The organism is Streptomyces sp. NPDC043876, assembly GCF_056435825.1.
The window spans coordinates 90728-111783 of sequence record NZ_JBWKDV010000007.1 but is presented as its reverse complement, the minus strand read 5'-3'; the positions used below and the strand labels follow the sequence as shown (position 1 = coordinate 111783).

Genomic DNA, 21056 nt, shown 5'->3' with positions numbered 1-21056 from the left:
GTGGTGCTGCCGGGTCGGCAGGGGCCCGGCCGACAGGCGCCGGGCCGGCCCGGGCGCAGGAGACCACCCACCCCCACCGGAGGCGCAGATGACCGAGGCCGAACCCTTCACGACCGCCGATGTCCACGGGCTGCGGGAGGCGCTGGAGGAGGCCGTCGCCGACGGCGCGAGTCCGGGCGGCGTCGTGGTCTGCGGTACGGCCGCGGGGGAGCGTACGGTCCTGTCGGCCGGGGTGGTTTCCCCCTTCACCCACCCGCGGACCCCCGACGAGCACACGGTCTACGACCTCGCGTCCCTCACGAAGGTCACCGCGACCTGGCCGCTCGTCGGCCTCGCCGTGGCGGCCGGACTGATCGATCCGGACGCGCCCGTACGGGAGTTCCTGCCGCCGATGGACCCGGACCTCGGCCACCTGCCCGGCGCGGGGGCGACCGTGCGCCAACTGCTCGCGCACACCTCCGGCCTGCGCGCGGCCACCCGGTTCGACCTGTACGACCTCACCGCGCGCCCGCTGCACGAGCTGATCTTCCGCGAGCCCCTGGAGAACGTCCCGGGCACCCACCGCTACATCAACCGGGGGTACGTCCTGCTCGGCCTGGCCCTCGCGCACGTCCACGGCGAGCCACTGGACCGGCTCGCCGCCGCGCTCTGGGCCGGGCTGGGGATGGACCGGACCTCCTACGGCCCGCTCCCGCAGACCCCGCAGGTCGCGCCGACCGAGCACCGCGACGGGCACGACCGGCTCTGGGGCGCGGTGCACGACGAGAACGCGGCCGTGATGGGCGATGTCGCCGGTCACGCGGGCGTGTTCGCCCCGGCGGCGGACCTCGCGGCCTACGCCGAGCGCCTGCTGTCCGCCGGTCCGGACAGCACGCTCGGCGGCTGGCTGCGGGAGAGCCTGGTGCCCGTGGCGCAGATCGATCCCGGTCTGGAGCGCGGCCTGGGATGGATCGTGGCCGCCGGGGGCGCCGTGGCCTGCCACCACGGTTTCACCGGCACCAGCCTCTTCCTCGCCCCGGCCGGCGGGCGGTACGTGGTCATCACCACCAACGCGGTCCACAACGGCGCCGCCGCCCGCACCCGGCTCGCCCCCCTGCGCGAGCGCGCCCTCAAGACGCTCACGCGCAGCGCAGGGCCCGACGGCGGGCCCGGGCACGGGCGCTGACGACAGCGCACACCCCCCGGCCGACGGCCGGGGGGTGTGCGGGCTCCGGGGACCGTCGGGGGTGTCGGGGGCCCGGAGGGTTCAGGGGCTGAGCGCTACCGCGCGCTCAGAGGGTGCCGAGCGATTCGCGCGCGTCGGCGCGGTACAGGCCGACCTTCGGCTTGGCGACGGTGCCCGGCTTGGCCAGCGGGAGGCTGACGCCGTCCGCGTTCGCCATGTGCGGGGCGTCGGCCAGGACGCTGATCTCGTCGGCGGAGGGGCCGGCGCCGCCCGAGGGGTCGAGGTTCACGGCCGCGTAGGCGGTGGCGCCGGGGCGCACCGGGTAGGCGGGTGCACCGCCCAGACCGCCGGGGGCGGCGGCTTCGATGCCGAGTGCGGCGCCCTTCGCGCTGAAACCGACGGTCGGGTGGTGGTCCAGGCCGCAGGAGGCGGACCCGTTGTTGGTCACCGTGACGACGCGGACGGAGGCCGGGAAGCCCTGCGGGGAGGTGACCTTGACGGTCAGGCTCTTCGCCGCGCAGGGGTGGGAGTACGCGTACGCGTCACCGGTCTTGTCGTTCCCGCCGGTCGTGCCCGCGCCGCTCTTCACCGGGGTGCCGCTGGCGCCCTGCGTTCCCGCGCCCGACGCCGAGGCGCCGCCCGCGGTGCCGGCCGGGGCCGACGCGTCCCCGCCCTTGGCCGCGTCCGGGGCCGCGCTCCGGCCGGCGCCGGGCTGCGCCGCCGCGCCGTCCGAGCCGCCGCACGCGGTGAGGGCCAGGACGAGACCGGCGGTCACGGTGGCGGCCGCGGTGGCGGTGCGCGGGCGGCGGCGGGTGGTGCGCATGAGGGAACTCCCCGAAGGCGGAACGGTCGGCACGCGGAAAGCTCGCCGCGTGAGCACCACTGTGCCGGGCGCCGCTGTCGTGGTGATCATGCGACGCTGACGTTCCGCTGACGTCCCCCCGATCCGCGGGCGCGTCCACCCGTACGGACGCGGGCGAGCCGGCCCCGTACGGCGTCCGGGCCGCGGCGGTGCGCCCGCTCACCCCAGGACCGTACGCCCTCTCACGCCCGTACGGTCTGCCGCGCGCGCACCTTGTCGTACCGGGCGCGGTACCCGGCGTCGGCCGCCGGGTCCTGCGCCCCGTCCCGCCGCCCGGCCGCCCCCGCCTCGCGCGCCGACAGCTGGAGCAGCGCCCCGAGCGCCCGCTCCGCGCCTTCGTCGTACCCCGACGACTCGGCCTCCCGCGCCGCCTCGTCCAGGCACCGGATGCCCTCGGTCCGTTCACCGAGCCCCACCAGGGCCTCCCCGGTCGCGGCGAGCAGCAGCACCCGCGTGGGGGACCGCGCGTCCGGCGCACGGACGGCCCGGGCCGCCGTCGTGCTCTCCAGGGCCTGGCTCCAGTCCCCGGAATCGAGCTGGTGCCGGGAGAGGTGGTAGAGGGCCAGGCGCTCCGCGGTCGGGTCGCCGGCCTCCCTGGCCAGCTCGGCCGCCCGTACGCATCCCCGCGCCGCCAGGTCGAGTTCGCCGAGCGCGGCCTGCGCCAGGGAGAGGTTGACCAGCGCGGTGGCCTGGGCGCTGCGGTCGCCGGACCGGGCGGCCAGCAGGGGGGCCGCCTCCAGGTGGGGCAGCGCCTCCTCGGTCCGCCCCTCCTCGGTCAGGACCCAGCCGAGGAGGGCGAGGACGCGGGACTGGCCGTCCAGGTCCGCGTCGGCCCAGGCCGAGTCGAGGGCCGTGTAGAGGAGCGGCGCCCACCCGTCCAGGACCCGCCACACCATCAGCGGCCACAGGGACAGCGCGATCCGCCAGGCCCGGCCGTGCAGGCCGGCGTCGTGCGCGGCCGCCGCCGCGAGGGCGAGGTCCTCGCGGTGGGCCGCGTACCAGGCCATCGCCTCGTCGCGGTCGGTGAACTCCCGCGCATCCGGCGAGGGGTGGAAGTCCCCGGGCGTCGTGAAGCAGGGCTGCCCGTCCCGTTCGGCGGCCCGGGCCGCCGCGAGGCCGGTGGCGACGTAGTGGTCGAGCAGCCGCTCCAGCGCGTGCGGACCGCTCTCCATGTCGCGGGCGTAGAGCCGCACGAGGTCGTGCATCGCCCACCGCCCCGGCGCCGCGTACGTCAGCAGGTGGGCGGCGGCGAGCTGGTCGAGGGCCGCCTCCGTCCGGGCCGGGCCGGTGCCCGCCAGGGCCGCCGCGACCCCGCGGTCGATGTACGTGCCGGGGTGCCGTCCCAGGTGCGCGAGCTGGTGCGCGGCGCCCGGCGGGAGGCGGCGCACCGACAGGTGCAGGGCGGCCCGGACCCCGGTGTCCTCGGCGTCGAGCAGGGCCAGCCTGCGCGTGGTGTCGGAGAGTTCCGCCGCCATGGCGGCGAGGGTCAGGTGCGGCTGGTCGGCCAGCCGGGCGGCGGCGACCCGCAGGGCGAGGGGTAGCCCGTCGCACAGCCGGGCCAGCTGCCGGGCGGCCGCCGGTTCGGCGTGCACGCGGTCCGGGCCGAGCACCGCGGCGAGCAGGTCCGTACCGTCCTGCGGTCCCAGGACGTCGAGCGGCACCGGCCGGGCCGCGTCCGAGGCGATCAGGCCGCGCAGCCGGTGGCGGCTGGTGACGACGGTGACGCATTCGCTGCCGCCCGGCAGCAGCGGGCGCACCTGCTCGGACGCGCGCACGTTGTCGAGGACGACGAGCAGCCGGCGCCCGACGGTCAGCGACCGGAACAGGGCGGCCGCCCGGGTCGGCGACTCCGGGACGCTCAGCGGTGCGACGCCGAGCGCCAGCAGGAACTCGCGCAGCACGTCGATCGGCGCGGGCTCCCCGGTGTCGCTGAATCCGCGCAGGTCGGCGTGGAGCCGGCCGTCCGGGAACCGCTCGTGGTGCAGGTGCGCCCAGTGGACGGCCAGCGCGCTCTTGCCGACGCCGGCGGGCCCGGTCACCAGGCATACGGCCGCCTCCGCGGCCGCGGCCCGCGACAGCGCCGCCAGCTCCGCCGCGCGCCCGTGGAAACCGCGGGGGGCGCGGGGCAGCAGGTCGAGGGTGTCGCCGTAGCGGGGGGACGGCGCCGGGGCCCCGGCCGTGGCGGCCGCTCCCGCGGGTACGGGGTCACCGGCGCCCGCGCCGCCGCGGTGCAGTTCGTGGACCTCGTGCACGCTTCGGCCGCGCAGGGCCACCGCGTAGGCGTCGCACAGCTCGTGCCCCGGATCGACGCCGAGTTCCTCGGCGAGCAGGCGCCGGGTGTGGTGGAACCAGTCGAGCGCCTCCGAGCGACGCCCCGCCCGCTGGAGGGCCGTCACCAGGGCGGTGGCCAGCGATTCGCGCAGCGGGTGGGCGCTCGCCTCGGCCCGCAGCACGGCTGCCGCCTGCGCGTGCGCGCCGAGGCGCCCGTACCCGGCGGCGAGGTGCTCGACCGTGGTGAGGCGCAGCTCCTCCAGCGCGTCGGCGGCCGTCTGGAGCGGGGGCGTCGGATGGACGCCGGTCAGCGCGGGCCCCTGCCACAGGGCCAGGGCCTCCTGGTACATGACCACCGCGTCCCCGACCGACGACTGGTCCCGGGCGAGGGTGACCAGCTCCTCGAAGCGGTGGGCGTCCAGCAGCTTCTCGGGCATCCGCAGCACGTACGCCGCGCCCTCGGTCGCCAACTCGACGCCGTAGGAACCGGCTTGGGCGCTGTCCAGCAGCGTGCGCAGCCGGGACACGTGCCCCTGGATCACGCTCCGGGCGCGGGCGGGCGGCTCGCCGTCCCACAGCGAGGCCATGAGCCGGCGCAGCGGGACGGGATGGTTCGGCCGCAGCAGGAGGGCGGCCAGCAGGCTCGTCCGCTTGGCCGGGCCGAGCGGCAGGGCTCCCGCCTCCGTGGCGACGGACACCGATCCGAGCAGCCGGAACTCCACCTGCTTGCACCCCCCGGAAGCAAAGAAACGCCAGCATATCGTCAGGATCCGGGGCCGCCGCGCCCCGCCGACGGGGCCCGGCGCCCGTGCGGGGGCGGCGTCGGTCCGCTCGTATTGCCGATGCGGTCCGCACGTCCCTAACGTGTCGCCCATGCAGCACTACACCGTGGGTCAGGCCGCGCGTCTCCTGGGCGTCAGTACGGACACCGCCCGCCGCTGGGCCGACGCGGGCAAGGTGCCCACGTTCCGCGAGGGCCCCGACGGATCGGGGCGCCGGCTCATCGACGGCCGTGACCTCGCGGCGTTCGCCGTCGATCTGGCGCAGCGCGACCAGGACGGGGAGGAGCAGGTCCACAGCTCCGTCCGGAACTCCTTTCCGGGGATCATCACGGCCGTGAAACTGGGCGACGTCGCGGCGCAGGTGGACATCCAGGCGGGGCCGCACCGCCTGGTCTCGCTGCTGACCCGCGAAGCCGTCGAGGAGATGGGGCTCGAAGTGGGCATGCGGGCCACGGCCCGGGTGAAGTCCACAAGCGTCCACATCGACCGCGCCTGACCGGGCTTGACCTCGCCTGACCGGGCGCCGGGGCGTCCGGCACGGGTCCGGGTGCGGCCTCGGGTGTGGCGTCAGGCGCGGCGGGCGGCCCAGACGGTGCGTTCGGTGCGGACCGCGAGGTCGTCGCGGTGCAGGATGCTCCCCGGGCCGCCGGTGTCGAGCAGCCGGTCGAGGGCGCCGAGGTCCTCGGCGCCGAGGACGTGGGCGGCGGCGGCGCGCAGCCGTCCCAGGGCGCTCAGCGCGTAGCGGCCGACCGCTTCGCCGCCCGAGCCGGCGGAGCCGTCGACGCGCGCGGTGATCGTACGGTCGTCCTCGACGGTGAAACCGGCGGCGGCCAGCAGCGGTGCCCAGTCGGCGCCGCGGTGCGGCAGGCGCTCGGCGTGGTGGTGCGCGAGGGCGGCGTGGCAGCGGTCCTCCAGGCCGGGCCGTTCGCGGGGGGCGTCGGCGGGCAGGAAGCGGGGGAAGCCGGCCGTCTCGACGACGGCGAAGAGTCCCCCGGGCGCCAGCAGGCCGTGCACCGCGCGCAGGGTGCGGCCGGGGTCGGCCATGTGGTGCAGGGAGGCCGACGCCCAGACGAGCGCGGGGCGGCCGAGGCCGGGCCAGTTCGCGTCGAGGTCGGCCGCCACCGTGCGCACCCGGTCGGCCAGGCCGAGCGCCCGGGCCCGCTCGCGCAGGCGGTCCAGGTGGGCGGCCGAGGCGTCGACGGCCGTCACTTCGGCTTCCGGGAAGCGCGCGAGCAGGGCGAAGGTACCGGCGCCCGTGCCGCAGCCCAGGTCCACGATGTGGCGCGGCGGGGTCGGGACGGGCAGCCACGCGACGAGGGACGCGGTGTGTCCGGCGAGGACGTCGGCGTCCAGGTCGAGGAGCTCCGTCTGGTCGTGGAAATCGTGAGGTGAGGGGGAAGCGTGGGAGGCGTGGGGCATGGGACCCACGCTAGGACGGTGATGCCGTTACGGCATCACGTATCCCTGTATTCGCAAGAAGGAGCCCCGGCGGGCTGCCGAACGCGCAAACGGGGGCCGGGAAACCGTCAGTCGTCACCGCTCTGGTGGCCGCGGCGGGCGTCCTGGTCGAAGATGCCCAGGATCTCGCAGGGGCCGCCCTCGGCTCCGATGGCGTGCGGCAGCATCGTGGGGAACTCCACCGCCTGGTTCGTCTCCACCCGCACGCGCCGGTTCCCCAGCAGCAGCACCGCGGTGCCGGACAGGACGACGAGCCATTCGCGCCCCGGATGGGCCCGCATGGTCGCGGGGTCGCCGGGGGGCGGGTTCGTCATCCGCCGGCGCACCACGCTCACGCGCGGGTCCGACTTCATGGACCAGCGCATGAGGCCGTGGGCCGCGTCGATCACCGGGCTGCTGACGATGTCGTCGTCGGCGCCGGTCTCGACGAGCTGGTCCAGGGTGGTGTCCAGGGCGCGGGCGAGGGTGACGAGCTGGTCCAGCGCGAGGCGGCGGCCGCCGTTCTCGATCCGGCTGAGGGTGGACTGGCTGATGTGGGCGCGGGCGGCCAGTTCGGCCAGCGACCAGCCCTGGGCCACGCGCAGGGCCCGGATCCGCTTGCGTACGAGGCTGTCCAGCTCACCGTGGTCGTGCGTCACGGTCGGCATCGTATGCCGGGAGCGCACGACGCCCCCGGCACCGTGCGCCGCCGTTGGCTTCGGGGGTGCGGCGAGGTCAGGCCGGGGCCTGCGCCCGGGCCCGGCTGCGGGTCTCCTGCCGTACGATCCGGCGGCGCCGGACGGGCATGCCCAGGGTCGGGTGGGCGACGCCCCAGGCCGCGCCCTTGCAGACGAGTTCCTTGTAGAGGGCGGCCACACGGCCCGTCAGGGCGCGGTCGACCGCGCGGTCGTCGGCGGTGACGAACTGGATCAGGCCCTCCTCGCGGCCGAGGGAGACGCACTGCTGGGCGTAGCGGATCGCGGTGCGGGGGACCTTGGCGCCGGTGAGGCGGGCCGCGAGGGCGTCGGCGGCCTGCCAGGCCATGGGGACGCCCGTGGCGCAGGCCATGCGCAGCGGCGTGCCGTCCGGGCGGGTCGCCAGCGCCGCGTCGCCCACGACGTAGACGTCCGGGTGGGAGACCGAGCGCATCGTGGTGTCGACCAGGATGCGGCCGTCGTCGCCGAGTTCCAGGGCGGTGGCCCGGGCGATGGGGTGCGCGGCGAAACCGGCGGTCCAGACCGTGACCGCGGCGGGCAGGACCCGGCCGTCGGCGGTCGTCACGCCGTCCGCCGCCACGGCGCTGACCGCGGTGTGGTCGTGGACCGTGATGCCGAGCCCGGCCACCACCTTGCGCAGGTGGGCGCGGCCCTTCGCGGAGAGCCAGTCACCGAGGGCGCCCTGGGCGGCGAGGGCCACGTCGAGGTCGGGGCGCGCCCCGGCGATCTCGGTCGCGGCCTCCAGGCCCGTCAGACCGCCCCCGACCACGACCACGGGCCGGCCGGCCTCCAGGGCGGCCAGGCGCTCGCGCAGGCGGAGGGCGCCGGGGCGGCCGGCGACCTCGTGGGCGTGGGCGGCGGCGCCGGGGACGCCCCCGTCGTTCCAGCCGCTGCCGAGGGCGTAGACCAGGGTGTCGTAGGCCAGTTGCTCCTGCGGTCCGGTGCCGTTCGCGGGGGCGACGGTCACCGTCCTGCGGTCCACGTCCACGGCGGTGACCGTCGCGAGCTTGAGCGCCACGCCCGTGCCCGCGAACATCTGCGCGAGCGGGCGGGGCCGCAGCTCCTGGCCGGTCGCGAGCTGGTGCAGCCGGACGCGCTCGACGAAGTCGGGCTCGGGGTTGACGAGGGTGATGCCGACGCCGTCGGAGTGCAGCCGCTTGGCGAGGCGGCCGGCGACGAGGGCCCCGGTGTAGCCGGCTCCGAGGACGACGATGCGGTGCTCCATGTCCGTGCTCCTGTCTGGGCGGGGCTGCCGTGGTCCGGCAGGGTTTCGCCCCTTGAACCGGACAGCCGGCCGTTCCCTGACAGGTGGAGACCGTGGTCTGCGTCACATCGTCGCGGCCCGGCGTCAGAGGGTGTGGAGCGGAGCCTCGCCGCGGCCGTCGGCGGCCCACCGTTCGGTCGCGCGGACGAGCTTGTCCGGATTGACCTGGCTGCGGACCGCGCTGATGCCCTGCGCGGTGACCTCCAGGCAGATGACCCCGGCGACCCGGCCGTCCACGACCGCCAGGAGCGCGGGCCCGCCGTTGGCGGTCGTGGCGTGGAAGTCGGCCGCGCCGCCGATGTGGGCCCGCTTGGCCGCGCTGGGCTTGAACAGGCCGCGCAGGAACGTGGCGACCGCGAGCGCGCCCTCGAACGCCTTCGCGCGGGCCGGGACCTTCCCGCCGCCGTCGCCCACCGAGACGGCGTCCTGGGTGAGCAGGCGCAGGAGCGGTTCGGTCCGGCCGCTGGTCGCCGCGGCCAGGAACTCCTCGACGATCCTGCGGGCGGTGGCCCCGTCGGTCTCGGTGCGCGCCCGGCCGTCCGCGATGTGCTTCTTGGCCCGGTGGTAGATCTGCTGGGCGGCGGACTCGGTGATCTCCAGGATCTCGGCGATCTCCCGGTGCCGGTGGCCGAAGGCCTCGCGCAGCACGTACACCGCCCGCTCGTCGGGCGACAGGCGCTCCAGCAGGACGAGGACGGCGTACGACACGGAATCCCGCTGCTCGGCGGTGTCGGCCGGGCCGAGCATCGGGTCCCCGCCGAGCAGCGGCTCGGGGAGCCACCTGCCGACGTACGTCTCGCGCCGGGCGCGGGCCGAAGTGAGCTGGTTGCGGCACCAGTTGGTGAGGACCTTCGTCAGCCAGGCCTCGGGCACCTCGATCCGCCCGACATCGGCCGCCTGCCAGCGCAGGAAGGTTTCCTGGACGGCGTCCTCCGCCTCGCTCGCCGAGCCGAGCAGCCGGTAGGCGATGGCCTCCAGCCGGGGCCGGGCAGCCTCGAAACGGTCGACGTCACTCACGGTCAGCGCCATGGCCGCGATCCTAAGCGCCTCCGGGGTGCCGCGGTGGGGAGGTCGGCGGGAAGGGTTCAGCGGGACGGGGTCAGCGGGACGGGGTCAGCGGGACGGGGTCAGCCCGGATCCGCAGCAGCCACCGGAGCCCCCGCCGGTGGCTGCTGCGCGGCCCCGCCCACCCTCACGATCGGCGCGTCCGGCCCCTCCGGCGGCTGCTGAGACCCGGCCGCGCGGGCGTCGTCACCAGTCGCGCCACCGGTCGGTTATCTCCGACCGGTCGATGCCCCGCCTCGCCGCGAGCGCGGTCACGTCCACACCGCTCCCGGTCAGGCTGCGGTCGATGTAGTCGCACAGCTGCTCCCGCTCCTCGGTGCAGAAGCCGGCGCCACCGTGCCGCTCGTCGCCGTCGATCGCGTTGAAGGAGTGCTCGGCGTCAGTGCCCGGGAAAAGGCCCGCGCGCATGCGCTGACCGGCGGATACGCTCACCGGCATGCCGAATCCTGTCCCCTTCGACGAGGCGCTGCTCACCACCGTGGGCACCCCGGACCAGAGCAAACTCCTGGAGAGCAGCCCCCGTTCTCGGGTGTGGCGGGTGCGGCTGGCCGACGGACAGCTGGTGATCGTCAAGCAGATCACCGAGGTCGGTGATGCGGACGCCGACGCCCCCACCCGCTTCGCGCGCGAGGTCGCCGCCCTGCGGCTGGCGGGCCGGGCCGCCGGACCCGCCGTGGCCCCCGCGCTGCTGGCCACGGACCCGCCCTCGCGGGTGCTGGTCCTGGAGCACGTGGACGACCTCGGCAGGACGGCCGACTGGATGCCGGGGTACGCCGAGTCACTGGCCCGGCTGCACGCCCTGACCGGCCCCGCCGACGCGGGCGCGCTGCCGGCCTGGTCGGGACCCACGGCCGCCGACGCGGAGTCCTTCCTCGCCCTGGCCCGGGCACTGGACGTGCCCGTCCCGCCGGCGGTCCCCGACGAACTCGCCGCCCTGTTGGACCGCTTGGACCCCGCCGGGCACCACGCACTGCTGCACGGCGACCCCTGTCCCGGCAACGACCTGTACAGCGCCGACGGCCTCCGCTTCATCGACTTCGAGCGGGCATCGCTCGGCAACGGCCTGATGGAACTGGCCTACCTCCGCATCGGCTTCCCCACCTGCGGATGTGCCATGTCGGTCGCCCCGGCCCCGCTCGCGGAAGCCGAGGACGTCTACCGGACGACCTGGCGCGACCTCACCGGCAAGGACGTCCCGGGTGACCTCGCCGACGCGTGCGCGGCCTGGCTGATCCAGGGCGACGCCCTCGTCGAACGGGCCCACCGCGGCACGGTCGACCACCTCGCCCGCATCCCCACCGAGGACTTCGAGTGGGGCTACGTCTCCGCCCGCGAGCGCCTGCTCCACCGCCTGCGCGCGGTGGCCGGCCTGACCCGCACCCACGACCACCTGCACGCCCTGGGCCACCTCAGCACCACCCTCGCCACCCGCCTCCTCGCCCAATGGCCCACCCTGCGGCCCCTGCCCCCGACCGACACCGACATCTGGGACTAGGTTCAGCCCGTGTGCGGGAGCCAGGCGTTGTGGTTCTCGTCGTACCAGTAGCCGTGGCCGGCGTTCATGGCGACCGTGCGGAACGGGCGGCCGTGGTCGTCGATGCGGGTGGTGCCGTGGCGGTCGCCGCTGCTCCAGGCCAGCTCCAGGTACCAGCTGACGTCCTGACCGAGTGTGGCGGCGTCGATGTTCAGCACCTGGGGGTCGGTGGCGGAGACCTTGTACGGGAAGTCGGTCGACGCCGTCGGCCGCTCGCCCTCCTTGCCGGGTACGGACCTGGCCCGCGGGGAGGCATCGTCCAGGGCCACGGCGAAGGACGCCGGCACCAGCGCGCCGCCACAGCCGGACCCCATGGTGTAGGCGTTCCAGCCGGGAGCCTTGCGGCCGCTCACGACGTGGACGTACAGGGCGTGCAGGACCGCGGGCTTGCCCTCGGTGCCCTGGACGGTCAGCTGCAGGCGCAGATGCCCCGCGGGGACGGCGCCCAGGGTCCGGGCCCACCCTTCGGTCGCCTGCCCGGCGGGGGGCGGGGGAACCGTACCGGGTGCCTTGTCCAGGGCGAACCACTGGTCGCAGGGGCTGCCCCAGTTGTCGGGCAGCACGTTGACCGTGAACGGGGCGGTGGCGGAGGCCCCCTCCCGGCCGGCGGCCGGCGAGGCGGTCCCGGGCGTCGCCGAGGGGGACGAGGGTCCGGGGCCGGACGGGGATGCGGAACCGGCTGCGGGCGTGGGTGAAGACGGCGCGCCGGACGGCAGGGCCGGGCCCGCCGCCGCCCGTTCGCGCGAGGACGGCTGGGCGGCGCCGTGGCGCGGGTCCGCGTGACCCGCATCCCCCATGGCGGAGAGGGCGGCGGCGGTTCCCGCCACCGCGACGGTGGCCACGGCGGCCGCAACGGCCAGCAGCAGCCGAGGACGCCGGGCCGCCGGTACGGAGGCCCGGGCGGAGCCCGGCTGGATGAGGGCGCCGAGGGCGTGTGCGGGCTCCTGCGGTGCGGGGGCGGGGGCCTCCGTCGGTGCCTGTGCCGGTGCGGGGTCGGGGGCGGGCGTAGGGACCGGTACGGGGCCGGTCTCCGCCGGGGGCCGGACCTCCGAGGCCTCCCCGGCCACCACATCCGCCGAAGAAGCCGGTGCTTCAGGCGCGGCGTCACCGCCCCGCGGAGCCGCGGAGTTCGCCGCCCCCGCCGCCGGGTCCTGCCCCTGCGTCACCCCCCGCCGCCGCTCCACCAGCGCCAGCAGCCACTGCCGGTGCAGCGCGAGCAGTTCGTCGGCCGAGGCACCGCAGACCCGGGCGAACCGCTCCACCGGGGCGTAATCCGTGGGCACCGCAGTGCCGCTGCAATAGCGGTGCAGCGTCGAGTTGCTGGAGTGCAGCCGCTTCGCGAGCGTGCCGTAGCTGCGACCCGAGCGCTCTTTGAATCCGCGCATCAGCTCCGCGAACCGCTCCGTCTCCGTGGCCATTCCACCCTCCCCCTCATCCCGGAAGCACGTTCCAGGCTCGCCCGATCGCCCAGGTGAGAGGGGTCGGGAGCGTTCCAGGGTCCCTACTATCCCGGGCCGACCGCCACTGGGACGAAACCGGCCCCACAGTTGCGTCATCAACCCGTCGGTCCGCCGATGGGATCGCCGGTCGGATCCGGCGGTCGCAACGGGAGGGCGCCCACGGGCCACCCTCGGCCGCCTGCGGCAGCAGCCGACCGGAACAGCAGCCGCACCCCACGTCTCGTCAGCCGGGAAACGCAAACCCTCCGCCTGACGACCGCACCGATACGGAGAGTTCCCCATGCGCACCTACCGACTCCGCACCACCGCCCTGGCCACCGTCACCGCCGGCCTCGCTCTGGCCCTGACCGCCTGCGGCGGCGGCTCGCACAGCGCCGCCGGCCCGGCCGCGGACCCCGCCACGACCAAGAGCGCCGACAAGCCGGCCTCGACCGGGACCGTGACGCCGTCCGGGGAGGGCGCCGCCTCGTCCACCGGGAAGGTCACCGGAACCGGCACGGGCACCACCGTCACCCCGGCGAAGGCCGGTGCGGGCGGCAAGGACACGGGGAGCACCACCGGTGACGCCTACGCCTACACCCACCCCTGCTCGGCGCGGAACCTGACCGTCAAGGTCACCTCCCCGGCGGGCACTCCGGCCACCGTCCGCATCATCACCGTCACCAACAACGGTTCGACCTCCTGCGGCCTGGACTACTTCCCCACCATCGGCTTCAGCGCCAAGGGCGGCGCGCTCGGTCTCCAGGCCACCGCCCCCGGCGGCCTGGGCGGCGCCCCGGCGTACCCGGTGCGCCCCGGCGCCACCGCGTACGCCGCCGTGAACCTCAACCCGACGGCCGGCAGCGGCCCCGTGGCCGACGAGGTCAACGTCCTGGCCGACGAGGAGCACATGCCGAACGCGGACGGCGTCAACCTCCGGCTGGCCAAGCCGGGCACCGTCGCCCACCCGAAGGTCGGCCTGTACCGCACGAACACCCGCGACGCCCTGAACGCCTTCTGAGCGCCATCCCGTCAGACACCGCTCCGCGTGCTCGCCGAGTCCGGTATCGACTCGGCGCGGTGAACCGACCCCTGTCCGTGACTGGCAGAAGGCTCGTCCACCGCGAAGGGAGAGCGGACTTTCCACGCGGGAGGTGTCCCCGTCACGTTCCAGCTGCTCGAGGTGACGCGGTCCAGCGGCTCGAAGGCCGCGTGATCCCCGTGTACGCACCATCGGTCGCCACGTCGATCCGTGCCCGGCCGGGGATCGTCAGCTACCTCAGGCTCGGCAAGGCACGGATGTACCACTACATCTACGGCTGGGCCCTCGGGTTGCTGCTCCTGCGATCGGAGGGCTTCCTCAGCGACGCGAGCCGAGAGGACGTGCTCGCCCTGGCCTGTGTGCTGGTCGGCACCCTGGCAGTGCAGTGGAGTGCGGCGGCCGCTGACGACGTCACCGGGTACTTGAACGGCAGCGACGAGCACAACTACCAGGGCAGACCTCGGGTGACGAGGGTCAGGAAACCCCTGATCACCGGTGAGCTGTCCCTGCCCCAGGCCGTCGGATTCGCCCTCGTCACCGGGACCGTCGGCGTCCTCGCCATCCCGGTGGGGGCGGGCATTCTGGGCTGGCGGGTACCCGCGCCGGCGATCGCGGTCGCGTTCGCCGTACAGGTCCTGGGCGTCCAGTACTCGTGCGGCATCAAGCTCAGCTACCGGCCGTTGGGGCTTGAATCGGCGATCCTGGTCACCGGTGCCTGGACGGTGATCATGCCTTACTGGATCGTCGCCGGCACGGTCAGCCGCGAGGCCCTGCTGGTGGGCGCGTTGTTCGGACTGTGGCTGCTCCTGGTCGTGTCGTACGGCAACGCCTCCGACAGGTCCGGCGACGCAGCCGTGGGCCGCAAGACCCTCGCCGTCATACTGCCCCCGCTGTGGTTCGCCGTCGCTCTCCACATGCTGGTGGCGGTGCACGCGGTGCTGCTGGCAGTGCTGTTCGGCGCGACGCCGCTGAGGCCCGGCACGCTCGTGTTCGCCGCTCCGGTCGTCGTCCTGCACCTGATCCAACTCTGGTACGGGGTGTACGTGCGGAGATTGCGTACGGCCCGGTTCCTGGTGCTGCTCTCCATCGACCTCGGCTCCGTAGGCCTCGCCGCCGCGCTGATCGTCGGACACCCCTCATGAACGGCCCGGTCGGCGACCGGGCCGTCGTGGTCGGCGGCAGCATCAGCGGCACGCTCGCGGCCAGAGTGCTGTCCGACTTCTACCGCGAGGTCATCGTCGTCGAACGCGACAAGGTCGTCGGCGTACGGGACTCGCGGCGCGGAACCCCTCATGCGGATCACGCCCATGGCCTGCACGCCCGCGGCTGCATGATCCTCGAGGAACTGTTTCCCGGCATCCTCGACGAGATGCGACGTGCGCGTTTCCCGATGGGAGACCTGGGCGAGCAGCACTGGTACTTCAACGGCGACCGGTTCCGCGCCGCGCGCACCGGTCTGCCGACGGTGACCACACAGCGCCCCGTGCTGGAGGACTACATCCGCGGCAAGGTGGTCGCGCGGCCGGGCGTCACCTTCCTGGAGCGGACCGAGCTGACCGGACTGGAGGCCACCCCGTGCCGAGGCCGCGTGACCGGTGTCCGACTGCGGTCGGCAGCTGCAGGGGCCGTTGGCGAATTCAGCCTCGGCGCCGACCTCGTCGTCGACACCTGCGGCCGTGGGTCGCGCACGCCCGTGTGGCTGGAGCAGTTGGGCTACGAACGGCCGCCCGAGGAGCGCATGGCCATCGGCCTCGCCTACGTCACACGCCTGTACCGCAGCCCGAAGTCCCTCAACGGCGCCCAGTTCCTTACGTGTCTGGCCTCACGCACCAACCCGCGGGGGGCGGTCTTCGGCCGTGCCGGCGACGACACCTACTACCTGTCTCTCACGGGGATCCTCGGCGATCATCCGCCCGTCGACCCGGACGGATACCTCGAGTTCTGCAGGTCTCTGCCCGCCGCCGAGGTGTACGAACGCATTCGCGGTGCTACGCCGCTAACGGATCCGATCGCCTTCCACGTTCCGGCGAGCGTACGCAGACGCTACGAGCGGCTGTCCCGTTTCCCAGAGCGGCTGCTCGTGCTCGGCGACGCCGTGTGCAGCCTCAACCCCAGCTACAGCCAGGGCATGACCGTGGCCGCGATGGAAGTCATGGCCCTGCGAGCCCATCTCGGCCGCGGCACCGACCCGAGCTCGCAGGCTTTCGTGCGCGACGTCGGCAGGATCATCAACCGCCCGTGGTTCCTGTCGACGACGAGAGATTTGCAGCACACCGGAGGTAAGGGAGTGCGCGCTCTCGCCGCCCGTCTGGGCAACGCATACGTGACCCGGCTGCACGGTGCTGCACCACACGACTCAGCTGCCACGGACGCCCTGATCCGCGTGGCGGGCCTGAGCGCTCCGCCCACCACACTCATCCGCCCGCGCGTTGTCCTTGCAGCGCTCAAACGGCAGGGCCTTCGAGATCCCGGCTGCCAAGCACCTCGGTGAACGTGGGGTTCGCCCGAGTCCCTCCTGGTCACTCCGAAACGCGAGCCGCGCGCTTTCGGAGCTCCTGGGCCTCCGGCACTCCGCTGTACCGGCGCAGGCGGACGCGCATGTCCTGGAGGGCGGCCTGGACCTTCACGGAGCGGATGCCGTCGGCGCAGTCGAGGAAGTCGCGCCAGGTGGCCATGGCTCCGTCCACGTCGCCCTGACGGAGGCGTACGCCGCCGAGGTCGGCGAGGACGATGGCGCGGGTGCGGCGGCGGTCGAGGACGTGGATGTCCAGGGCGAGGTGGAGGTGCTCTTCGGCCCGTCCGCCTCCTGCACACGATGGAGTCCGACGACGAGCGCCGGCTCTTCTACCTCGCCCGCATCGCGACGTGGTCCTTCGAAGACCGCACCGGCCCCGAGTTCAGCGCCGCGGGACGCGGCGAGTACGCGCTGGAGGAGATCCCGCTGACAGCGGAGGGGCTCGACGGCATCTACCTCAAGCCAAACGAGATCGCCCACGTTCTGCGGGGCGCCATCGGCGCCGGCACTCTCGCGGCGGGGGCCGTGGCCTAGTCGTACGGCATGTGGACATGTCGCCGGGGCCAACGCCGGCGTGCCAGGCGGACGCCGCCGCGGCGAGGAAGAACGCCGTGTCGATCAGCATCGCGCCCGTGGCACCGTCTTCACCCCGACCCAGGGCCGGACCGCTGTGCACGAGATCGCGGGCAGCCTGCCGTAGGGCCTGGTCCCGGCCGCGGTCGGCGCGCACGTGGGAGCGGGCCGCCCGTTCGAAGGCCATGGCCGCTTGCCGCAGCTGGGCGCGGGTGCGGGCGGCGGAGGTCTTGGCGAGGGCGTCCAGGACTTCGCCGGCGGCGGCGAGCTGGGCGGCCACGGTTCCTACCGCCGGCACCGGCGTGCGCTTCATTCGGCGCCTCATCCAGGAACGCCGCATCGGCTACGCCAAGTTCGGCAAGCACGTCCGCATCGCCGACAGCGTGCTGGCCGCGTACATCGCCGCGAGCACCGTCCCCACCCTCCGCGACGCCCGTTCCGGCTTCGGGATGGCGGCCTGACGGCGGCCCGTAAGCCGCAGCGTCGGCGCGAATTCGGGACCACCCGCCAGCTTCCGTCCGGCCGTTGGCAGGCGCGTTACTGGGCACCCGACGGCAGCCGCCGCAAGGCCCCGGAGACCTTCGCAACGAAGACGGACGCCCAGGACCGGCTCACCCTCACCAAGGCGGACATCCAGCGCAACCACTGGACCGACCCCGACATGGGCAAGGTCAACTTCGAGGCGTATGCGCTGAAGTGGGTCAACGAGCGGGGCCTGGCCGCCACCACGGACGAGCTGTACCGCCGCCTCCTACGCATCCACGTCCTCCCCGGCTTCGGCGACCTCGACCTGGACGAGATCACCCCGCCGACCGTGCGGACCTGGCGGCCCGAGCGACTGGCCGCCACCGGTGCCACGACGGTCGCCAAGTGGCTGCTGTTCGTGGGGAAGAAGGGAGCGCCGTTCCGGCGCACGTCCTTCGGCCGCAAGCGGGCCAAAGCCCGCGCGCAGGTCGGCCTGCCGAAGGACTTCCGCTTCTACGACCTGAGCCACACCGGCCACACCCTCTCCACCCAGTCCGGCGCGACGAACGCCAGCAGGAGGTCGCCCGGGGCATCGACGCCCGGGTTCGGACTGCCCGCGACAACGGATCAGACACTCTTCCATGCGTCGAAGAAGGCTTCCCGCCTGGACGGATCGGCTGATTTGTGGTCCGCGTGCAGGACGCGCCAGGCGGTGAGCTCGAGGTCGCGGAGCCACAGCTCGCCGATGACCTGTGTTTTGAGATCGGGGAGGTGGTCGGACTCGGCGAGTGCCTGGCCGATGACCTCTCCGGCCGCGATGCGCTGGGGCGGGGTCATCTCGTCGAAGGCCGAGAGGATCTGGCCGGCCAGGCCGGTGCCTTCTCCTGCCAGTGAACTGAGCACACACGCCTTGATGTTGGCGGGCAGCAAGTAGAGGGAGCCCGAGGACCTCCACAGGTCCGACCAGAAGTGCTCTCCGGACTCGGTGGGGGCGGGGAGCGCGGCCAGTAGGCCGAGGAGGTGTGCGGTGGCCGCGTATCCGTCGGAGTGTGCCGAAGCGACGACGGCGATGTCCGCGACGCGCTCCACATCGATTCGGCCGGCTTCGAGGTGTGGGTCCAGTCCCAGCCGCTGTTCCAGCTGATGGGAAAGGGGGGTGGACGCGTGGGAGCGGAACTCGAGGGGGCCGAACCGGCCCCGCCCGCTGATGCCGCGCCGGAGACTGCGACGCCCCTCGGGCAATGCCGCTCCGGACAGGCTCCTAGCATGGACTCATGGTTGCCAGTGATGCCCAGCAGCACGTGTCAGGACGGGAAGAAGTGCCCCGGGACGACGTCGTAGCCGGCCATGTTGTCTCCGCACCGACGGATGGTGGAAGCGAGGGCTCCGAGCCTCCCGCCGACCTGTTCGAGCGCGCGGCCGATCTGGTGGAGCCGATCAAGCCGAAGCTACGGGGCTGGCTCCATGCGGGCATGGTCCCGGCGTCTCTCGCCGCGGGCATCGTCCTGATCTGTCTGGCGGGCACACCGCAGGCCACTGTGGCTTGCACGGTGTACGCCGTCACCGCCTGGCTGCTGTTCGGGACGAGTGCCGTCTACCACCTCGGCACTTGGGGACCGCTCGGCGAGGCCGTCCTGCGCCGCCTGGACCACGCCAACATCTTCCTGATCATCGCCGGCACCTGCACCCCGCTGGCCGTGCTCCTGCTCGCCCTTGACCAGCGCTCCGTCCTCCTGTGGATCGTGTGGACGGGCGCTCTGGCCGGCATCGCCTTCCGCGTCCTGTGGATCGGAGCGCCCCGCTGGCTGTACACCCCCTGCTACCTGGCCCTGGGCTGGGCACCGGTGCGCTACTTGCCCGATTTCCTGCACAACGGCGGCGCGGCCGTACTCACCCTGATCGTGACGGGCGGGCTGCTCTACAGCGCGGGCGCGGTCGTGTACGCCCTCCAGCGTCCCGACCCCTCACCCCGCTGGTTCGGCTACCACGAGGTGTTCCACGCCCTGACCGTGGCAGCTTTCGCGGCGCATTACACCGCCGTCTTCGTCGCTGCCGGGTGAGCGTGACGACGTGTTGATGCGTACCCGCCCATTTGTGTGGGGCCGGTGAGTTGCCGGCCGGCTTGGGGTCAGGGCGCGGGCGGGCGGTGGAGGGAGACGTAGTGGTCGCCGACCGCGGACAGGTAGGCCTGGTCGGCCGTTTCGCTGTCGGTGGTGAACCGGGGCGCGGCTTTGATGTCTTCCTGCGTGGCCGAGACCGTCACCACCTGCGCTTCGGTGTCGATGAGGGTGATGGCGCCGGCCGGGATCAGGACGCTCCTGCCGAACACCCACACGCCGGTGTCGACGACCAGGTGCTGCATGCCGGGCTGGTCCTGCTGTCGGTCGACGTTCCCGATGACACCGTCAGTGGCTTCCATGGTGAATCCCACCAGTGACTGCCCGGACGTGTAGCCGCTGTCCGAGTAGATCCACTCTCCGTTCACGGCGCGGGCGGCGATGCGCAGCTGGTAGCGGGAGTAGCGGCGGTGACCGCCGTCCGAGCGGAGCGGGGTGATGAGGCGAGCCTCGTCCAGGGCGCGGAGGAAACCTTGGTGGTGCCGAGCATCGCTGCGGCCCGGACCGTGGTGTAAGCGGGGTAGTCGTCGTCATCGAGACGGCCGAACGAATCATCTGCTGTCATTTTTCCGGAACGCGTGGAGGGGCCCTGGTACCTATGGCACCAGGGCCCCGAAGGAACTGCTACACCATCTGCCGACCCTGTTACTGCGCCGGCCTTCTGTGTCCGCAGACCCGAGTCATACGAGATCGGGGTGCGGGGATCGCGGTTGATCGACCGGAGACCACCTCACTAACGATGTCCTGCGGTACCCGGGCTTCGACCTGCCGGCCCGGGGCGATCCTGATGGCGCCAAGCTCCTCCGTTCTTCCCTCGGTGATCAACTACTCAAGCGGGGAGACTGGGTAATGCTGGTGATGCTTACTGCTGGTACCGCTGCCCGCTTGCACTACTCGCGGCCTGACCTAGCGCCGCTTCGGCAGCCAGCCCCGTTGCCCATCCTGCGTCTGCTCTGGCTTGGAACCCCACTGCCGAACTTCCCGGTGCGCGCGTCCGCAGCCGACGCCTTCACCAAGGTGCTGCTCGCTGACTTCACTGCTGGGTACTGCCTGTGGTGGCCCCTGATCACTGCGGGCTGCCCGGTCCGGTCGTCAGTCCCGTCGCCGTCCTGCAAAGCTCTGGCTTCGAAACTCCACCACCGCACCGTCCTGCGCACTGCACCTACAGGTACTGCGTGTACTGCTGCCTGGCAGTTCGTCTCTGCCAAGCCCTGCTGTCTCTCTGGGCTACGAGAGAAACCATAACCACGCCACCGCCCAATGTCTACTCCAGCCAGGATAGATTTTTGAGTGCGCGCCACTGAGGTAATCATGTTCCGTCAGATTGAGCAGTCGTGGGGGAGGGCACAACGGCCGGGCAGGCAAGGCCGGACACCGACAACAGACCAGGAGCGCGCGATGACCGCGATGAGCGCCGAGCGCACAGCACTTCGTCCTCTGGCCGCCGTCGCCGAGGCGCGTCGGACTGCCCGGTCCTTCCTCGGAGCGCTCGGGCGGACGGCCATCGAACCGGAATGCGCCGACGCCGTGATCCTGGTCGTCTCCGAGCTCGTCACCAACGCGCTGCGCCACGGCGGCGGTGTCCACACGCTCCGGCTGGCCGCCCAACCCGACACCATCGAGGTCTCCGTCGAGGACTCCAGCCACCACCCGCCGCGCATGCGCACACCCGACCTCGTGGACGGCACCGGCGGGTTCGGCTGGCACATGGTCAACGACCTCGCCCGCGCCACCATCGTCACGCCCACGCCCGAAGGCGGCAAGACCGTACGCGCCCTCCTGCCCCGTCGGACCCGCGGATAGCCGCGG

The 21056-nt window shown here is 73.6% G+C and carries 21 protein-coding genes and 3 pseudogenes; 11 read left to right on the top strand and 13 right to left on the bottom strand.

The genetic code is table 11. The features are described 5' to 3' along the window. Positions 1-88 precede the first annotated feature (88 nt). Entirely contained in the window at positions 89-1165 is a 1077-nt protein-coding gene (locus AC0693_RS22320) for a serine hydrolase domain-containing protein (RefSeq protein ID WP_478802662.1), read from the top strand. Positions 1166-1271: 106 nt separating this feature from the next. Here the strand turns inward: AC0693_RS22320 and AC0693_RS22315 are convergent, their stop codons facing one another. Together AC0693_RS22315 and AC0693_RS22310 are read right to left on the bottom strand one after the other, a co-directional pair. Continuing rightward, complete coding sequence (locus AC0693_RS22315; RefSeq protein WP_478802661.1) at positions 1272-1988, bottom strand: DUF4232 domain-containing protein; 717 nt, start codon at positions 1986-1988, stop codon at positions 1272-1274. A 221-nt stretch (positions 1989-2209) separates the two neighbouring features. Next, positions 2210-5020, bottom strand: coding sequence for an AfsR/SARP family transcriptional regulator (locus tag AC0693_RS22310; protein ID WP_478802660.1), 2811 nt, complete (start codon positions 5018-5020; stop codon positions 2210-2212). A gap of 151 nt (positions 5021-5171) precedes the next feature. Here AC0693_RS22310 and AC0693_RS22305 point away from each other — a divergent pair, with 151 nt between their 5' ends. Continuing rightward, positions 5172-5576 (top strand): TOBE domain-containing protein, encoded by a 405-nt coding sequence (locus tag AC0693_RS22305; protein ID WP_356402828.1) that lies wholly within the window; start codon positions 5172-5174, stop codon positions 5574-5576. A gap of 71 nt (positions 5577-5647) precedes the next feature. Here AC0693_RS22305 and AC0693_RS22300 read toward each other — a convergent pair whose 3' ends face one another. The 5 genes from AC0693_RS22300 to AC0693_RS22280 all read right to left on the bottom strand — a co-directional run bounded on the left by AC0693_RS22300 (position 5648) and on the right by AC0693_RS22280 (position 10000). Next, positions 5648-6499 carry a class I SAM-dependent methyltransferase gene (locus AC0693_RS22300; RefSeq protein ID WP_478802659.1) on the bottom strand — a complete coding sequence of 284 codons (852 nt, stop codon included), beginning with the start codon at positions 6497-6499 and terminating at the stop codon, positions 5648-5650. 107 nt (positions 6500-6606) lie between these two features. Further along, positions 6607-7185 carry a helix-turn-helix transcriptional regulator gene (locus AC0693_RS22295; protein WP_356402823.1) on the bottom strand — a complete coding sequence of 193 codons (579 nt, stop codon included), beginning with the start codon at positions 7183-7185 and terminating at the stop codon, positions 6607-6609. Positions 7186-7252: 67 nt separating this feature from the next. Then, a complete protein-coding gene (locus AC0693_RS22290) occupies positions 7253-8458 on the bottom strand; it encodes an NAD(P)/FAD-dependent oxidoreductase (protein ID WP_478802658.1) in 1206 nt (401 codons plus the stop codon). A 123-nt stretch (positions 8459-8581) separates the two neighbouring features. After that, complete coding sequence (gene sigJ / locus AC0693_RS22285) at positions 8582-9526, bottom strand: RNA polymerase sigma factor SigJ (RefSeq protein WP_356402818.1); 945 nt, start codon at positions 9524-9526, stop codon at positions 8582-8584. Positions 9527-9748: 222 nt separating this feature from the next. Continuing rightward, the gene (locus AC0693_RS22280; protein WP_478802657.1) at positions 9749-10000 is read right to left on the bottom strand and encodes a hypothetical protein; all 252 of its coding nucleotides are present in this window, start codon (positions 9998-10000) and stop codon (positions 9749-9751) included. Here AC0693_RS22280 and AC0693_RS22275 point away from each other — a divergent pair. Beyond that, entirely contained in the window at positions 9999-11057 is a 1059-nt protein-coding gene (locus AC0693_RS22275; RefSeq protein WP_478802656.1) for a phosphotransferase family protein, read from the top strand. The two genes, AC0693_RS22280 and AC0693_RS22275, sit on opposite strands and share 2 nt — an antisense overlap. A 2-nt stretch (positions 11058-11059) precedes the next feature. On the opposite strand, the gene AC0693_RS22270 is transcribed toward AC0693_RS22275, so the two are convergent. Beyond that, the gene (locus AC0693_RS22270; RefSeq protein ID WP_478802655.1) at positions 11060-12514 is read right to left on the bottom strand and encodes a helix-turn-helix domain-containing protein; all 1455 of its coding nucleotides are present in this window, start codon (positions 12512-12514) and stop codon (positions 11060-11062) included. Between the two features lie 322 nt (positions 12515-12836). On the opposite strand from AC0693_RS22270, the gene AC0693_RS22265 reads away from it, so the two are divergent. The 3 genes from AC0693_RS22265 (at position 12837) to AC0693_RS22255 (ending at position 16068) form a co-directional block, all read left to right on the top strand. Beyond that, positions 12837-13556, top strand: a complete 720-nt coding sequence (locus AC0693_RS22265) for a DUF4232 domain-containing protein (protein ID WP_478802654.1) — start codon at positions 12837-12839, stop codon at positions 13554-13556. A gap of 200 nt (positions 13557-13756) precedes the next feature. Next, positions 13757-14719 carry a prenyltransferase gene (locus AC0693_RS22260; protein ID WP_478802653.1) on the top strand — a complete coding sequence of 321 codons (963 nt, stop codon included), beginning with the start codon at positions 13757-13759 and terminating at the stop codon, positions 14717-14719. After that, positions 14716-16068, top strand: a complete 1353-nt coding sequence (locus tag AC0693_RS22255; protein WP_478802652.1) for an FAD-dependent oxidoreductase — start codon at positions 14716-14718, stop codon at positions 16066-16068. Before AC0693_RS22260 ends, AC0693_RS22255 begins: the two co-directional genes overlap by 4 nt. Before the next feature lie 28 nt (positions 16069-16096). Here AC0693_RS22255 and AC0693_RS22250 read toward each other — a convergent pair whose 3' ends face one another. Continuing rightward, entirely contained in the window at positions 16097-16252 is a 156-nt protein-coding gene (locus AC0693_RS22250; protein WP_478802651.1) for a hypothetical protein, read from the bottom strand. 140 nt (positions 16253-16392) lie between these two features. Between AC0693_RS22250 and AC0693_RS22245 the strand changes: the two genes are divergently transcribed. Next, entirely contained in the window at positions 16393-16626 is a 234-nt protein-coding gene (locus AC0693_RS22245; protein WP_478802650.1) for an NUDIX hydrolase, read from the top strand. Between the two features lie 37 nt (positions 16627-16663). On the opposite strand, the pseudogene AC0693_RS22240 reads toward AC0693_RS22245, so the two are convergent. Continuing rightward, positions 16664-16951, bottom strand: a pseudogene (locus AC0693_RS22240) (mobilization protein); the annotation flags it as partial. Positions 16952-16967: 16 nt separating this feature from the next. Here AC0693_RS22240 and AC0693_RS22235 point away from each other — a divergent pair. Both AC0693_RS22235 and AC0693_RS22230 read left to right on the top strand, forming a co-directional pair. Then, the gene (locus tag AC0693_RS22235; RefSeq protein WP_478802831.1) at positions 16968-17126 is read left to right on the top strand and encodes an excisionase; all 159 of its coding nucleotides are present in this window, start codon (positions 16968-16970) and stop codon (positions 17124-17126) included. Beyond that, positions 17123-17811: pseudogene (locus tag AC0693_RS22230) on the top strand (tyrosine-type recombinase/integrase). Before AC0693_RS22235 ends, AC0693_RS22230 begins: the two are co-directional and overlap by 4 nt. Here AC0693_RS22230 and AC0693_RS22225 read toward each other — a convergent pair. Next, positions 17758-18372: a hypothetical protein gene (locus AC0693_RS22225; RefSeq protein WP_478802649.1), complete on the bottom strand. Its 615-nt coding sequence runs from the start codon at positions 18370-18372 to the stop codon at positions 17758-17760. The pseudogene AC0693_RS22230 and the gene AC0693_RS22225 sit on opposite strands and share 54 nt — an antisense overlap. A gap of 32 nt (positions 18373-18404) precedes the next feature. Between AC0693_RS22225 and trhA the strand changes: the two genes are divergently transcribed. Beyond that, the gene (trhA, locus tag AC0693_RS22220; protein ID WP_469331248.1) at positions 18405-19190 is read left to right on the top strand and encodes a PAQR family membrane homeostasis protein TrhA; all 786 of its coding nucleotides are present in this window, start codon (positions 18405-18407) and stop codon (positions 19188-19190) included. A gap of 68 nt (positions 19191-19258) precedes the next feature. On the opposite strand, the gene AC0693_RS22215 is transcribed toward trhA, so the two are convergent. Further along, positions 19259-19549: a PRC-barrel domain containing protein gene (locus AC0693_RS22215; protein ID WP_478802830.1), complete on the bottom strand. Its 291-nt coding sequence runs from the start codon at positions 19547-19549 to the stop codon at positions 19259-19261. 66 nt (positions 19550-19615) lie between these two features. Next, a pseudogene (locus AC0693_RS22210) lies at positions 19616-19812 on the bottom strand (MerR family transcriptional regulator); the annotation flags it as partial. A gap of 833 nt (positions 19813-20645) precedes the next feature. Here AC0693_RS22210 and AC0693_RS22205 point away from each other — a divergent pair. Further along, positions 20646-21050, top strand: a complete 405-nt coding sequence (locus AC0693_RS22205) for an ATP-binding protein (protein WP_478802648.1) — start codon at positions 20646-20648, stop codon at positions 21048-21050. Positions 21051-21056 lie beyond the last annotated feature (6 nt).